12 protein-coding genes are annotated in these 13705 nt (G+C 71.8%); 9 read left to right on the top strand and 3 right to left on the bottom strand.

The window, feature by feature from the left end; translation table 11 throughout:
- The first annotated feature begins 1 nt into the window (after position 1).
- The gene (locus tag AC1DDU_RS18570) at positions 2–1699 is read left to right on the top strand and encodes a glycoside hydrolase family 36 protein (RefSeq protein ID WP_477436707.1); all 1698 of its coding nucleotides are present in this window, start codon (positions 2–4) and stop codon (positions 1697–1699) included.
- Positions 1700–1723: 24 nt separating this feature from the next.
- On the opposite strand, the gene AC1DDU_RS18565 is transcribed toward AC1DDU_RS18570, so the two are convergent.
- On the bottom strand, positions 1724–2650 hold the full coding sequence (locus tag AC1DDU_RS18565) for an Lrp/AsnC family transcriptional regulator (protein WP_477436705.1): 927 nt from the start codon (positions 2648–2650) through the stop codon (positions 1724–1726).
- A 219-nt stretch (positions 2651–2869) separates the two neighbouring features.
- Between AC1DDU_RS18565 and AC1DDU_RS18560 the strand changes: the two genes are divergently transcribed.
- The 8 genes from AC1DDU_RS18560 to AC1DDU_RS18525 all read left to right on the top strand — a co-directional run bounded on the left by AC1DDU_RS18560 (position 2870) and on the right by AC1DDU_RS18525 (position 11728).
- Entirely contained in the window at positions 2870–4192 is a 1323-nt protein-coding gene (locus AC1DDU_RS18560) for an MFS transporter (protein ID WP_477436703.1), read from the top strand.
- Positions 4193–4258: 66 nt separating this feature from the next.
- On the top strand, positions 4259–5950 hold the full coding sequence (locus AC1DDU_RS18555) for an amidohydrolase (protein WP_477436701.1): 1692 nt from the start codon (positions 4259–4261) through the stop codon (positions 5948–5950).
- The gene (locus AC1DDU_RS18550) at positions 5947–7578 is read left to right on the top strand and encodes a thiamine pyrophosphate-binding protein (protein ID WP_477436699.1); all 1632 of its coding nucleotides are present in this window, start codon (positions 5947–5949) and stop codon (positions 7576–7578) included. Before AC1DDU_RS18555 ends, AC1DDU_RS18550 begins: the two co-directional genes overlap by 4 nt.
- Complete coding sequence (gene speB / locus AC1DDU_RS18545; protein WP_477436697.1) at positions 7575–8540, top strand: agmatinase; 966 nt, start codon at positions 7575–7577, stop codon at positions 8538–8540. Before AC1DDU_RS18550 ends, speB begins: the two co-directional genes overlap by 4 nt.
- An 86-nt stretch (positions 8541–8626) precedes the next feature.
- Positions 8627–9136, top strand: coding sequence for a hypothetical protein (locus tag AC1DDU_RS18540; RefSeq protein WP_477436695.1), 510 nt, complete (start codon positions 8627–8629; stop codon positions 9134–9136).
- A 39-nt stretch (positions 9137–9175) separates the two neighbouring features.
- Entirely contained in the window at positions 9176–9640 is a 465-nt protein-coding gene (locus tag AC1DDU_RS18535; protein ID WP_477436693.1) for a DUF2809 domain-containing protein, read from the top strand.
- A gap of 63 nt (positions 9641–9703) precedes the next feature.
- A complete protein-coding gene (locus AC1DDU_RS18530; RefSeq protein ID WP_477436691.1) occupies positions 9704–10669 on the top strand; it encodes a L,D-transpeptidase in 966 nt (321 codons plus the stop codon).
- 66 nt (positions 10670–10735) lie between these two features.
- Entirely contained in the window at positions 10736–11728 is a 993-nt protein-coding gene (locus tag AC1DDU_RS18525; protein ID WP_477436689.1) for an aldo/keto reductase, read from the top strand.
- Between the two features lie 28 nt (positions 11729–11756).
- Here AC1DDU_RS18525 and AC1DDU_RS18520 read toward each other — a convergent pair whose 3' ends face one another.
- A complete protein-coding gene (locus AC1DDU_RS18520) occupies positions 11757–12539 on the bottom strand; it encodes an NADPH-dependent F420 reductase (protein ID WP_477436688.1) in 783 nt (260 codons plus the stop codon).
- Positions 12536–13621 (bottom strand): LLM class flavin-dependent oxidoreductase, encoded by a 1086-nt coding sequence (locus AC1DDU_RS18515; protein ID WP_477436686.1) that lies wholly within the window; start codon positions 13619–13621, stop codon positions 12536–12538. Before AC1DDU_RS18515 ends, AC1DDU_RS18520 begins: the two co-directional genes overlap by 4 nt.
- Positions 13622–13705 lie beyond the last annotated feature (84 nt).

Below are 13705 nucleotides of genomic sequence, written 5' to 3'. Positions count from 1 at the left end.
CGTGCTACTCGAAGACCACCAGCTCTCCTCGGTCGAATGGACCGAGCTGACCCGCGGAATCCGCGTCGGCACCGGCGGCGGCTGCAGCGTGCTGCAGATCGTCGACGACGGCGACGTCCGTCGGATCCGGCTCGCCATCCGCGAAGGCGGGCAGGTGATCCTGCAGGCTCCGCTCGGGGATGCCGCCGGCTATTGGTTCCCGGCGCTCGGGACGTATCGCGGCCTTCCGGCCGACTGGCTCGGCACCGACGCGTTCAGCTCGATCCGCTCGGCGCCCGTGGGAGTGCTCTACGACGCCGACGGCGCGTCGCACCTGTCCTTCGGGGTCGACTGGACCGTCGGCGAGGGGGAGCTGCAGTTCGGCGTCTCGGAGGAGGACAAGAACTTCGTCGTGCGCCTCCCGATCGACGAGCGGATCGCCCGTCGCACCGCGGAACTCGATGTGGTGGTGGTGACGGATGCCGCCCCCTACGCGCGGGCGCTGCGGACGGTGGCCGACGCGCTCTACGCGGGTACGCCCGCGCGTCCCGCGTCGTCTGCTGCTCTCGAGCCGGTGTACTCGACGTGGTACGCCTACTCGCAGCGCATCTCGGACGAGATCGTCTCGCGCGACCTGCCGATCGCGGCGGAGCTCGGCTTCGGCTCGGTCTTCCTCGACGACGGCTGGCAGCGGTACGGCGATGGCCGCTGGTACGCCGGGTGCGGCGACTGGGTGCCCGACACCGACAAGTTCCCCGACCTCGCCGACTTCGTGGCCCGTGCACAGGCGCGGGGCCTCGAGGCCGTGCTGTGGATCGCGCCGCTGCTGGTGGGCGAGCAGAGCGAGGCGTTCGCGCGGCTGGCGCCGTTCGCGAGCGAGTACTCCGACGGGCTGCGGGCATGGGTGCTCGATCCGCGTCACCGCGAGGTCCGCGACTACGTCGTCGGCACGTGCGAGCGGCTCATGCGCGACTACGGGCTCGACGGGCTGAAGATCGACTTCCTCAACAACGCGTCGATCTACGCGGGCACGCCGTCCACGGGCGACATCGACGACGTCGGGTTCGCGATGGTCGAGCTGCTGCGCGGCGTGGCGGATGCCGTCGACGTCGTGCGCCCGGGCGCGCTGATCGAGTTCCGTCAGCCGTACGTGTCACCGACGGTCGCGGCGTTCGCGGACGTCGTGCGCGCGGACGACTGCCCGGCCGACGCGGACCGCAACCGGCGCTCGGTGGTCGACCTCCGGCTCATGACGCGCGAGCAGATCGTGCACGCCGACCCCATCATGTGGGCGCCCGAGATGGGGGCCGACGCGGTGGTGCGCCAGCTGCTGGCGGGGTACTTCGGCGTGCCGCAGGTCTCGATGCCACTGTCGACCCTCACCGAGGAGCACTGCCGGACGATCGCCGAGCGGCTCGCGCAGTGGCGCTCGCTGCGCGAACTCCTCCTCGACGGCCGGATCGAGGTCGGCCTTCCGCATCGCGGCTACCCGGTCGTGCAGTCGCGACGCGATGATGTGCTCCTGGTGATCGACTACGAGTCGGGCGTGGCCGAGCTCGACCTGACGGGCGTGCGCGAGCTCGTCGTGCTCAACGCCACGCACGTGCCCGGCGTGGCCTATCGCGTCGCGAACGGCGCGGTCGCCGCCCTCGACGCGGCCGGCGTGTTGGACGTCCCCGCGTGGGAGCTCGTCCGCATCGACCTCGCCGGCGGCGCGTAGCCGCTCGCACCGCAGCCCATCGGCTCAGCCACCGGCCGAGCCGATGGGCTGCGGGATGCCGCCGCCCGCCGAGCGCAGCGTGCGGGCATAGTCCTCCTTGAGCACCGCGAGGTGGAACCACGCCTCGATGTGGGCCACGCCCGGGATCGCCCGGATCCGCTCGAGGCTCGCGTAGAGCGCACCTGCGGACGGCTCGACGAGCGTCGTGACGACGTCGAAGCGCCCGAGGGTGCGGGCCGCGAAGTCGACGCCCCGCCACGTGCGCAGCGCCTCGGTGAGGCGGTCGTCCGCACCGGCGAGATTGAGCCCGACCCCCATCGACAGCTGACGGTGCGCGAGCCCGCGCGCCTCGACCGCGCTGATCTTGATGACGCCGGCATCGATGAGCCGCTGCACCCGCGTGGTCACGGCCGACGGCGACAGCCGCACCGCCTCGCCCAGGGCGCGGTAGCTCGTGCGGCCGTCGCGCTGCAGCTGCTCGATGAGCGCGGTGTCGATCGCGTCGATCGTGATGTCGCCGTGGTACTCCGACACGAAGAACCCCTTGACCACGTCGGTGTAGATGAGGGTGTTGATGTCGGCGACGCCGGGCAGGGCGCGGATCTGCGCCAGCAGCTCGTGCAGCGCGGGCATCGACCCGAGCCGCACCTCGGTGACGAGGTCGTAGGCTCCGCCCACGGCCGAGACGAGCACCGTCTCGCTGAGGCCGCGCAGATGCTGCGCAACCGGCTCCACGCCGTCGTGGGTGCGGATCGACACATGGGCGAGCACGTGCTGTCCGAGGAAGACCGGGTCGACGGCGGCGACGACGCGCACGGTGCCGTCGGTGAGCATCGCGTTCAGGCGTGTCGAGACCGCGGCGCGCGATTGGCCGAGTCGTCCGGCGAGGGAGTGGATGCTCGCACGGCCGTCGACCTGCAGCTCGCGGATGAGCTCCGCGTCGAAATCCATCACAGACCCTCGATTCGCCGATTTTCCGGGGAACGCACGTCATGGTGCACAGAAATCGAGTGTATAACCAATCCTGCGTGACGCGACTGGAGATTCTGTCGGCTCCTCGCTGCAGAACGCCAGTCGAAAGTGCGATGCGCTGGAGTTCTGCCCTTGCGTCGCGGCATCCGTCGTCCCTAGCATCCTTCGCATCCCGACATTTCCCGCAAAGGAGCGGTCATGAATTCCACCACCAGCAGGGCGCGGCGCGCAGGCATCGCCGCGTTCGTGGGAACCACCATCGAGTGGTACGACTTCTACGTCTATGCGACGGCCGCCGCACTCGTGTTCGGACCGCTCTTCTTCCCGAGCGGCGACCCGCTGGCCGAGACCGCGGCCGCGTTCGCCACGTTCGCGGTGGCGTTCCTGGTCCGGCCGCTGGGCGGCATCATCTTCGGCCACATCGGCGACAAGCTCGGCCGCCGCGTGTCGCTCGTGATCACACTGCTGCTGATGGGCGTGTCGACCGTGCTGGTCGGATGCCTCCCCACGTACGCGGCGATCGGCATCATGGCGCCGATCCTCCTCATCCTGCTGCGCGCCCTGCAGGGCCTCGCGGTGGGCGGCGAGTGGGGCGGCGCGGTGCTGATGAGCGTCGAGCACGCTCCGGCGGGCAAGAAGACCTTCTACGGCGGCTTCACGCAGCTGGGCAACCCGGCCGGCGCGCTGCTGGCTTCCGGTGTGTTCGCGATCATGTCGCGCTTCGGCGACGACTTCATCATGAACGGCGGATGGCGCATCCCGTTCCTGCTGTCGATCGTGCTGGTCGCCGTCGGCTTCTGGGTGCGCTACCGCGTCGAGGAGTCCCCGGTCTTCGAGCAGAAGGTGGAAGGCCGCAAGCAGGCCATGCCGCTCGCGTTCGCGCTGCGGGTCAACTGGAAGCCGATCCTCCTCGGCATCGGCCTGCTGCCGATCTCGACCGGCGGCTACTACCTGGCGACCACGTTCGCGACCTCGTACGCGACCGGCGAGCCGATCAGCATGAGCCCGCAGCTCATCCTCGACGCGATGACGATCGCCTCGTTCATCGAGTTCGTCGTCACGCTGCCGGTCGCGTGGCTCGGCGACAAGTGGGGCCGCAAGAACATCATGTACATCGGCCTGGTGACCTCGGTACTCACGTTCGTGCCGTTCATGCTGGTGCTGCCGGGCAAGATCGAGCCCGTCATCTTCCTGCTCGCCTCGCTGGTGCGCATCGCGATGAGCGCCACCTACGCGCCGATCGCGGCGATCCTGGCGCAGATGTTCCGCCCGCAGGCGCGCTACACGTCGATCGCCCTGTCGTACGGCGTCGGTGCGGCGATCTGGGCCGGCTTCTCGCCCTGGTTCGCGACCATGCTCATCGCCTGGACGGGCAGCGTCTGGTCGGTCATCGCGATGTTCGTCGGCATGGCCGCGCTCGCCGGCATCTGCACCTGGCTCGCGCCGCAGCACTCCGACGAGGCGCCGGTGACGGACTCCTTCACTCCGCGCACCGACACCACCGCGGCTCGCACCATCTGATCCGCCCGGGCCGGACGGCCGCGCCCTGCGCCCGTCCGGCCCGCACCACACCTTCGTGAGGAAGCCATGAGAAAGCTCGCCCCCTTCGACCGCCCCGCGCAGCAGGCCCCGCGTCTGGTGACCGCCGGCGCCATCCACACCGTCGACGCGCAGGGCAGCACCGCCACGGCGATGCTGACCGACCGCGGCCGGATCGTCGCGATCGGCACGGCGCAAGAGTGTCAGGATGCCGCAGCCGCCCTCCGCCTCGATCCCGAGGTCGTCGACCTCGGCGACGCGGTCATCGTGCCAGGCTTCGTCGACGCGCACGCCCACCCGCTCATGTACGGCCAGCTCATGACGTGGGTCGACTGCGGTCCCGAGAAGGCCGGCAGCATCCCCGAGATCGTCGCGCTGCTGAAGGCAGCCGCCGCCGAGCTGCCGGCGGGGCGTCCGGTGCGCGGCTACGGCTACGAGCACCGCAACCTCGCCGAGCAGCGGCATCCGTCCCGTTTCGAGCTCGACGAGGTCGCGACCGACCGCGAGGTGTACCTCATGAACGCGTCGGGGCACGGCGGTGTCGTGAACTCGTACACGTTCGAGATCAACGGCGTCGACCGCGACACCCCGAACCCCGAGGGCGGCGAGATCTTCCGCGACGAGGACGGCGAGCTCACCGGCGAGATCTCGGATGCCGCGTGCAACATGCTCACGGGCGTCCACGGCGTGAAGATCGGCCACCACGGCCCGAACTTCCACCTCGCCGACGAGCCGGAGGAGCACCTGCGGCAGCTGGATGTGGCGACGCAGCGGTTCCTCGCCGGGGGAGTGACGACGATCGGCGACGCGCAGGTGTCGCGCCGCGAGTTCGACATGTACCTGCGGCTCGCCGAGGCAGGTCGCCTGGAGCTGCGGGTGTCGATGTACCTGCTGTCGCACCTGCTCGACGAGGCGCTCGAGATGGGGCTGGTCGGCCAGTTCGGCAACGCCCACCTGAGCTTCGCCGGCATCAAGCTGTACGCCGACGGCACGCTGGGCGGCTGGACGGCGTACTTCCCCGACGGCTACGTCGGCGACCCGTGCCGCACCGGGCAGCTCTACCACGAGCCCGCCGAGTACGCCGAGCTCATCCGCAAGGCCCACGCCGCAGGCCTCCAGACCGCCACGCACGCGCAGTCGCCGACGGCGATCGAGATGGTCGTGTCGGCGATCGAGGCGGCTCTCGCCGAGAACCCCGACGACGACGCCCGCCACCGCATCGAGCACTGCGGGCTGCCGACGCCCGAGCAGATCCGGCGCATGGCGGCGGCCGGCATCCGTCCGGTGAACCAGACCCAGCACTACTTCAACTGGGGCGAGGGCGTCGAGCAGGCGATCGGCACGCCGGGGGAGCGGTTCAACCCTCTCGGCGAGTTCGAGGCCGCAGGCGTGCCCTTCACGATCTCGTCCGATGCGCCGGTGGCCGAACCCATCCCGCTGGAGGCCATCCAGACAGCGGTGACCCGCGTCACGCGTCGCGGGCACAAGCTCGGGCCGGACTCCCTCCGGGTGTCGGCGGATGCCGCGCTGCGCGCCCACACGTACGAAGGCGCCGTCTCGCTCGGCCGTGAGGACGACCTGGGCTCGCTCGAGGCCGGCAAGTACGCCGACTTCGCGGTGCTCGGCACCGATCCGCTGGCGGTCGACGTCGGCGAGATCTCCCAGATCCCGGTCCTCGAGACGTGGGTCGGCGGCGAGCGACGGTACGCGGCGGTGCGCGCCGAGGTGCTGGCGCCATGAGCACGTCCGACGTCGCGGCGCCGTACGCCGACACGGCCGGCCGGGCCGTGCTCGAGACCGTACGCAACTACGGCGTGACCGCGGTGTTCGGCATCCCGGGCACCCACAACCTCGAGCTCTACCGGCCGCTCGCAGATCTCGGCATCCGCGCGATCACCAACCGGCACGAGCAGGGCTCGGGGTACGGGGCCGACGGCTGGGCGCAGCAGACCGGTCTGCCGGGGGTCGTCATCACGACATCGGGCCCCGGTCTGCAGAACGCCATGAGCGCGATCGGCACGGCCTTCTGCGAGTCGCGGCCGCTGCTGGTGATCTCGCCGGGCGTGGCCCTCGGGTCCGAGTTCCGCGACGTCGGCACGCTGCACGAGACGAAGGACGCGACCGCGATGGTCGGCGCGATCGCCGAGTGGTCGCGTCGCGTGACGAGCGCGACGGATGCCGTCGACGCGGTGCACGACGCCTTCGCACTGTTCCGCACCGGGCGTCCGCGGCCCGTGCACATCGAGATCCCGCTCGACGTGCTGGAGGCTCCCGCCGACGTCCCCGCGGCCGCTCGAGCGGCGCGCCCCGCACCCGCGCCGGCGCGCGGCGCCGCGGCGGCCGTTCGGGAGGCGGTGGCACTGCTCCAGGCGGCGCAGCGCTCCGTGATCGTCGCCGGGGGCGGGGCCACCCGCGCCGGTCGTGCGGTCACCGCGCTCGCGGAGCGGCTGGGCGCGCCCGTGGTCACGACGCTCAACGGCAAGGCGACCGTCGACGAGCATCACCCGCTGTCGCTCGGTTCCAACCTCCGGATCGAGGCCGCCCGCCGGGTGGCGGAAGACGCCGATGTGCTCCTCGTGCTCGGATCCAAGCTCGGCGAAGCGGAGCTGTGGGCCCCGACCCTCGAAGCCCGGGGATCCGTGGTGCGCGTGGACATCTCCGCCGCGCAGCTGCACAAGAACCTCGAGGCCACGGTCGGCATCGTGGGCGACTGCACCGCCGTCGTCGAGGAACTGCTCGCGGGGTTGCCCGAAGCCCCGCGGCGCACCCCCGATCTCGCCTCCGAGCGCGCCGCGATCGCGGCCGAGACCGTCGCCGTCCTCCCCGAGACCGTCGCGCTGGCCGAGGCGATCGCCGGCGCGCTGCCGCACGACGCGATCGTCGCGGGCGACTCGTCGCAGATCGTCTACATGGCGCTTGCGAACGTGCTGCGCCAGTCGCGCCCGCACTCGCTGCTGTACACGCCCACGTACGCGACGCTCGGGTACGGGCTTCCCGCCGCGATCGGTGCGCGCGTCGCCCAGCCCAGGGGCGGCCGCCACGTCGTCGCCGTCGTCGGCGACGGTGCGCTGATGTTCTGCGTCAACGAGCTGGCCACCGCCGTCGAGCAGCGCCTCGACCTCACCGTCGTGTGCGTCGACAACGGAGGGTACGCCGAGATCAAGCAGAACGAGGTCGATCGCGGCATCCGTCCCATCGGCGTCGACCTGGTCCAGCCCGACTGGGTCGCCCTCGCGAACGCGTTCGGCGCGACCGGCCGCCGCGTCGAGCGCCACGAAGACATCGAGCCCGCACTGGTCGCCGCGGTCGCGGCGGGCGGCGTGCAGCTCATCCACATCCCGCAGTCATCCCCGAGAGGTGAGTCATGACCGACCGCCACACGCCCGTCGGCCCCGTCGACGCGTCCGCCAACCCCCGCTACTCCGGCATCGCGACCTTCGCGCGGCTGCCGCGCATCGAAGACGTGCCGAGCGCCGACATCGCGATCGTCGGCATCCCGTTCGACACAGGAGTGAGCTACCGCCCGGGCGCGCGCTTCGGCCCGTCGCACGTGCGCGAGTCGTCGCGCCTGCTGCGGCCCTACAACCCCGCCCAGGACGTGTCGCCGTTCGCGGCGGCCCAGGTCGTGGACGCGGGCGACATCCCGGTCAACCCGTTCGACATCGGCGAGGCCGTGGCCGACATCGAGACGGCCGCGACGGCGCTGGGGGAGCGCGTCGAGCGGATCGTCACGGTCGGCGGCGACCACACCATCGCTCTGCCGCTGCTGCGTGCCGTGAACAAGAAGCACGGCCCGGTCGCGGTGCTGCACTTCGACGCGCACCTCGACACGTGGGACACCTACTTCGGGGCGCCCATCACGCACGGCACGCCGTTCCGCCGGGCGAGCGAGGAGGGGCTCATCGACCTCACCGCGAGCTGTCACGTCGGCACGCGCGGCCCGCTGTACTCCAAGCAGGACCTCGTCGACGACGAGAAGCTGGGCTTCTCGATCGTGTCGAGCGTCGACATCGAGGAGCAGGGCCTCGAGGCGTCGATCGCGCGCATGCGCCGCCGCATCGGCGACAAGCCGCTGTACATCTCGATCGACATCGACGTGCTCGACCCCGCGCACGCACCCGGTACCGGAACCCCCGAGGCAGGCGGCATGACGAGCCGGGAACTGCTTCGGATGCTGCGAGCCCTGAGCGATCTGAATGTCGTCGGCGCCGACGTGGTCGAGGTGTCGCCCGCCTACGACCACGCACAGCTCACCGGCATCGCCGCGAGCCACGTGCTGTACGAGCTCGTCACGCTCATGGCCGCGCAGATCGGCACCGGCCGGGACTGAGCGCTAGCGCGCGGGCCGTCCGCTGGCAAGCCCCTCCTCTCGACGTCCCTCCCGCCGCAGGCTGGGTGGAGCAGAAGGAGGACGCCATGACCGACACAGGCCACACCGGCATCCCGGAACAGCCCACGACCCCCGGGCAGCCCTCGACGCCGGAGCAACCCACGACACCGGGCCAGCCCACGACGCCGGGTCAGCCCACGATCCCGGAACGTTCCGCGGGTGCCGAGGAGAGGGTCGCGGGCGTGCGTCGCGACCACGGCGGAGGGGATGCGCAGCGCGGCGACGACACCGCCCCGCAGGAGCCGGTGGAGCACACGACGACCACCGACCACGAGGTGATCCGTCGGTGGGCCGACGACCGGCATGCCTCCCCGGCGACCGTCGGCGCCGCAGCGGACGGCGGGGACGTCGGCGACCTGCGCATCGACTTCGACTTCGGCAGCGACGTCGAAGACCTCACGGCCGTCACCTGGGATCAGTGGTTCGCCGCGTTCGACGAGCGCGGACTGGAGTTCGTGTTCCAGGAGAGCACGCGCCCGGACGGATCCGCGTCGAACGACTTCTGGTTGGAGCCCGCGGGCGGGACCCGCGCCTGACCGCACGCCGTCGTGCTCGGCGTGCGTGAGACTGAACGCATGGGTTTCACGCGCGCCGAGCCGGGGACGACCACCGAGGTCGATCCGCCACGGGCGGGGCGGCCGCGCACCCGGCGCATCGTCGCGGCGGCGCTGCTGGTCGCCACGGTGGGCGCCGGACTCCTCGTGCACGTCGCGCTCCCCGACACCGCGGCCACCGATATCGCGGGCGACGCGCTGTACGCCGTCGCAGCGTATCTCGCGGTGGTGCTGATCGCCCCGCGTCTTCCGGTGCTCGCCGTGGGGGCGATCGCCGCGGCGTGGTGCGCGGGCGTCGAGCTGTTCCAGCTCACGGGTCTGCCGCTGGCGTGGGGAGCGCAGTTCGCCCCGGTGATGCTCGTCCTCGGCACGGTGTTCGACGCGCGCGACCTCGGCGTGTACGTCGCCACCATCGCGTTCGCGACCGCGTGCGACCTCGCCCTCCGCGTGCTCGCCCGGTCCCGCCGCCGGGCTGCCCGACTCTGAGCCGTCCGTGGCCGGCCGCGACGGCCGGTTGCGGCATCCCGCCTCGCGGCAGACCATGGGGGAATGCGGGATGCCGCAACAGACGACGCGGCGTCGGTCGCGCCGGCTGAGGCGCCGGGTCGTGCCACGGCGCCGAGGCGTCGCGCGCGCGGGTGGGCGCTCATCGCGCTCGCTGCCGCGATCCTGGTCGTCGGCGGGATCGTGGCGGCGTGGCTGCTGCGGCCACCGGCGACGGAGGCATCCGCTCCGTCGTCCTCGTCCAGCGTCACCGTCACGCCGACTCCGCGTCCCACGCCCACCCCGACGCTCACGGGGTTCCCGCCCGACACGGCGGCGTACGACGTCTCGACGCTGCCGCAGGTCAACGTCTTCGCGGTGATCCCGGCGCTGCCGGTCGACGACGATGCGTTCACGGCGCCGCTGCCCGAGCATGCGGTGGCGCGGGGGATCGGCGCACCGGTGTGGGCGGACCCCACCGGAGAGCCGGTCGCCTATCTGCCGCACGAGTTCCTCTACGACGGCACCGCCGTGCCGGTGGTGGAGGAGCAGACGCACTGGGTCAAGGTGCTGCTCACGGGGCGACAGGCGGTCCCCTCGCAGGGCACGTCGGCGCAGGTCACCGGGTGGCTGCGCAGATCCGATGTCGACCTCGCACCCACCGACGCCAGTGTCGTGGTCAGCATCTCGGCGCGCACGATCGACATCGTTCGGGCGGGCGTCGTCGAGCGGGTCGCGACGGACTTCGCGTGGGGCACGGAGCGGACGCCGACCCCGCTCGGGCGGGCGTTCATCATGACGACCAGGGTGGCGCCGGAGTATCCGTACACGCGCGGGTACCCGATCGTCTACCTGTCGGTGCAGTCGCCGACCCTCGACGGCTTCGGGGGAGCGGATGTCGCGATCGCCGCCTTCCACTACCACGACGACCATTCCGGGCAGATCTCGAACGGATGCCTCCGCGTCGACCCGGCGGCGATCACGAAGCTCGCCGAACTTCCCCTCGGAACCCCGGTGATCATCGGCCCCTGACGGCGCCGCGACCCTGGGCGCCGTGGGAAGCTGGTGTCCTTCCCCACCCCGTCTCGGAGGATCCTCATGCAGCAGCGCGCACTCGGCCGCACCGGCCGTTCGGTCTCGGCGATCGGCCTGGGCACCTGGCAGCTCGGCGCCGACTGGGGCGCGGTCAGCGAGGACGACGCGACGGCGGTGCTGGCGGCATCCGCGGATCAGGGCGTCACGCTCTTCGACACCGCCGACGTGTACGGCGACGGCCGCAGCGAGTCGATCATCGGCCGGTTCCTCGCCACGCGCGGCGAGCACGGCATCACGGTCGCGACGAAGATGGGCAGGCGCCTGGCGCAGGAGCCCGCCAACTACACACCCGAGAACTTCCGCGCCTGGACCGACCGGTCCCGCGCCGACCTGGGCGTCGACACGCTCGACCTGGTGCAGCTGCACTGCCCGCCGACGGCGGTCATCGAGGACGACGCCACGTACGACGCCCTCGACGCGCTCGTGGCCGACGGCGCGATCGCCGCCTACGGCGTGTCGGTCGAGACGTGCGCGCAGGCGCTCGCGGCGATCGCCCGGCCGCACGTGAGCAACGTGCAGATCATCTTCAACCCGTTCCGTCTGAAGCCGCTCGACGAGGTGCTGCCGGCGGCCGAGGCCGCAGGCGTCGCCGTGTTCGCGCGGGTTCCGCTGGCCTCGGGCCTGCTGTCGGGCAGGTACACCGCCCAGACGACGTTCGCCGCCGACGACCACCGCACCTACAACCGGCACGGCGAGGCGTTCGACCGCGGCGAGACGTTCTCGGGCGTCGACTTCGAGACCGGGATCGCCGCTGCCGCCGAACTGGCGGCAGCCCTTCCCGACGGCGTCTCGCTGCCCGCCGCGTCTCTGGCATGGATCGCGTCGCAGCCCGGCGTGACCAGCGTCATCCCCGGCGCCCGCAACGTGCGGCAGGCGCAGGCCAACGCGGCCGCCGGCGCGCTCCTGGACGCCGGCTTCGACGTCGACGCGTTCGACCGTGTCGTGCGCGAGGTCTACGACAGCGACCTGCGGGCGGCGATCCACCCGCAGTGGTGAGCCACGGCGCCGGACTCCGCGGAAGCCGTCAGGCGGCGGCGCCCCCGTCGCCCTGACGGGCGCGGGCGACGACGATCCCGCGCTGCGACGTGGGGAAGCGGTCGAGCATCGCCTGCAGCTCGACGGCGTCGACGTCGGCGCCGAACGCCTCCGCGCCCGGCTCGAGCATGATTCCCGTGGCGAGGCCTCCCGCCACGACGGGGTCGAAGCCGAGATCGTCGACGAGCTGCGCCACGAGCGCGATGTCGTGCGGGTCGTCGCCGGCGATGGCGATCGCCTTGCGGCCGGGCGCGCCGGCCGGGCGCGCCTCCTCGTCGATGTCGTGGTAGCCCATGTGGTTGAAGGCCTTGACGACGTGCGAATCCGGAAGGAACCGCTGCACGATCTCGCTCGTCGACGTGCGGGGGTCGTTCAGGTCTGCGCGCAGGCCGTCGACCTCCCACCAGTAGTTCATCGCGTCGATGACGAGCTTCCCGCGCAGTTCGGCGATCGGCAGGGTGCGGTGCTTGCCGAGCGGGAGCGCCAGGATCACCGCGTCGGAGTCGCGGGCGACGACGGATGCCTCGACCGCGGCCGCGCCGGGGGCCAGCACGTCGATGGTCAGCGCGATCCGCCCGGGGTCGCCGGATCCGGCGACCAGGACGCGGTAGCCCGCGGCGGCGGCGAGGCGCGCGAGGACGGTGCCGACCTTGCCGGCGCCGAGGATCCCGAGGGTGCCGATCCGGGTCGTGTCGTTCTCGCCCGTGCCGTCCACGCGGCCCATGGTAGCCCGGCCGGGTTCCCGCACGGCCGTCGCCGCGGGCGCGGTCACGCCGGAGCTCCGACCGTGTCGGCCGCGGCATCCTTCTCGCGTGCCTCCGCGCGCTCGACGAGCAGCTCGCGCACCATCGGCACCACCTTCGAGCCGTACAGCTCCACGGCGTGCAGCCGCTCGCGGGCCGGGGTCGAACCGGCCGTGTAGATCATGTCGAAGCGACCGACGCCGAGGGCGTCGACGGCGTTCGCGATCTTGCGGGCGACCGTCTCGGGGGATCCGACGTACATCGAGCCGTGCGCCACCTCGTGGTCGAACTGGGCCCGGCTGATCGGGGGCCAGCCGCGCAGCGCGCCGATGCGGTCGTGCATCACCTTGTAGCGCGGCCACACGAGTTCGCGCGCCTGCTCGTCGGTGTCGGCGACGAAACCGGGCGAGTGCATCCCCACCGGGTGGGCCGGGGTGCCGAACTGGGCGGCGGCACGGCGGTACAGGTCGACGTACGGCGCGAAGCGCTCCGGGGCGCCGCCGATGATCGCGAGCATGAGCGGGAAGCCGTACTGCGCCGTGCGCACGACCGACTGCGGCGAGCCGCCGACGCCGACCCACGTGCGCAGGTGCCCTGACTCGGTCTTCGGGAACACGTCCGCCTCGTGCAGCGCCGCGCGCCGGGTGCCCTGCCACGTGACGGGCTTCTCCTTGAGGAGTTCGGCGAACAGGTCGATCTTCTCCTCGAACAGCACGTCGTAGTCGGCCAGGTCGTAGCCGAACAGCGGGAACGACTCGGTGAACGAGCCGCGGCCGAGGATCACTTCCGCCCGTCCGTTCGACAGGGCGTCGACGGTCGCGAAGCGCTGGAACACCCGCACCGGGTCGTCGGAGCTCAGTACCGTGACACCCGAGCCGAGCCGGATGCGGGAGGTCCTGGTGGCGATGCCCGCGAGGACCGTCTCGGGGGCCGAGATCGCGTACTCCGGCCGGTGGTGCTCGCCCACGAGGAACACGTCGACGCCCAGCTCGTCGGCCAGCACCGCTTCGTCGACCACCTGACGGATGGCGGCGCCGTAGCTGAGCAGCCCGCCCTCGTCGTCTTCGGGGACGTCGCCGAAGGTGTCCAGTCCGAACTCGATCGCGGTCATGGCGTGGTGCTCCTTGTCGTCTCCCGGGCGCGAAGTCGTTGACGTATCAACCACTTGCGCCTCGAGTCTTCATGAATATGATTG

The organism is Microbacterium sp. 05T445 (assembly GCF_056395865.1).
Note: the sequence above shows the minus strand (reverse complement) of the source record. Positions and strands in the feature narration are given on the sequence as shown.

Excerpts from the sequence above, each read along its gene's own strand:
- AC1DDU_RS18565 (WP_477436705.1), bottom strand. The coding sequence starts at position 2,650 with ATGGATTTCGACGCGGAGCTCATCCGCGAGCTGCAGGTCGACGGCCGT.
- AC1DDU_RS18560 (WP_477436703.1), top strand. The coding sequence starts at position 2,870 with ATGAATTCCACCACCAGCAGGGCGCGGCGCGCAGGCATCGCCGCGTTC.
- AC1DDU_RS18555 (WP_477436701.1), top strand. The coding sequence starts at position 4,259 with ATGAGAAAGCTCGCCCCCTTCGACCGCCCCGCGCAGCAGGCCCCGCGT.
- AC1DDU_RS18550 (WP_477436699.1), top strand. The coding sequence starts at position 5,947 with ATGAGCACGTCCGACGTCGCGGCGCCGTACGCCGACACGGCCGGCCGG.
- speB (WP_477436697.1), top strand. The coding sequence starts at position 7,575 with ATGACCGACCGCCACACGCCCGTCGGCCCCGTCGACGCGTCCGCCAAC.
- AC1DDU_RS18540 (WP_477436695.1), top strand. The coding sequence starts at position 8,627 with ATGACCGACACAGGCCACACCGGCATCCCGGAACAGCCCACGACCCCC.
- AC1DDU_RS18535 (WP_477436693.1), top strand. The coding sequence starts at position 9,176 with ATGGGTTTCACGCGCGCCGAGCCGGGGACGACCACCGAGGTCGATCCG.
- AC1DDU_RS18530 (WP_477436691.1), top strand. The coding sequence starts at position 9,704 with ATGCGGGATGCCGCAACAGACGACGCGGCGTCGGTCGCGCCGGCTGAG.
- AC1DDU_RS18525 (WP_477436689.1), top strand. The coding sequence starts at position 10,736 with ATGCAGCAGCGCGCACTCGGCCGCACCGGCCGTTCGGTCTCGGCGATC.
- AC1DDU_RS18515 (WP_477436686.1), bottom strand. The coding sequence starts at position 13,621 with ATGACCGCGATCGAGTTCGGACTGGACACCTTCGGCGACGTCCCCGAA.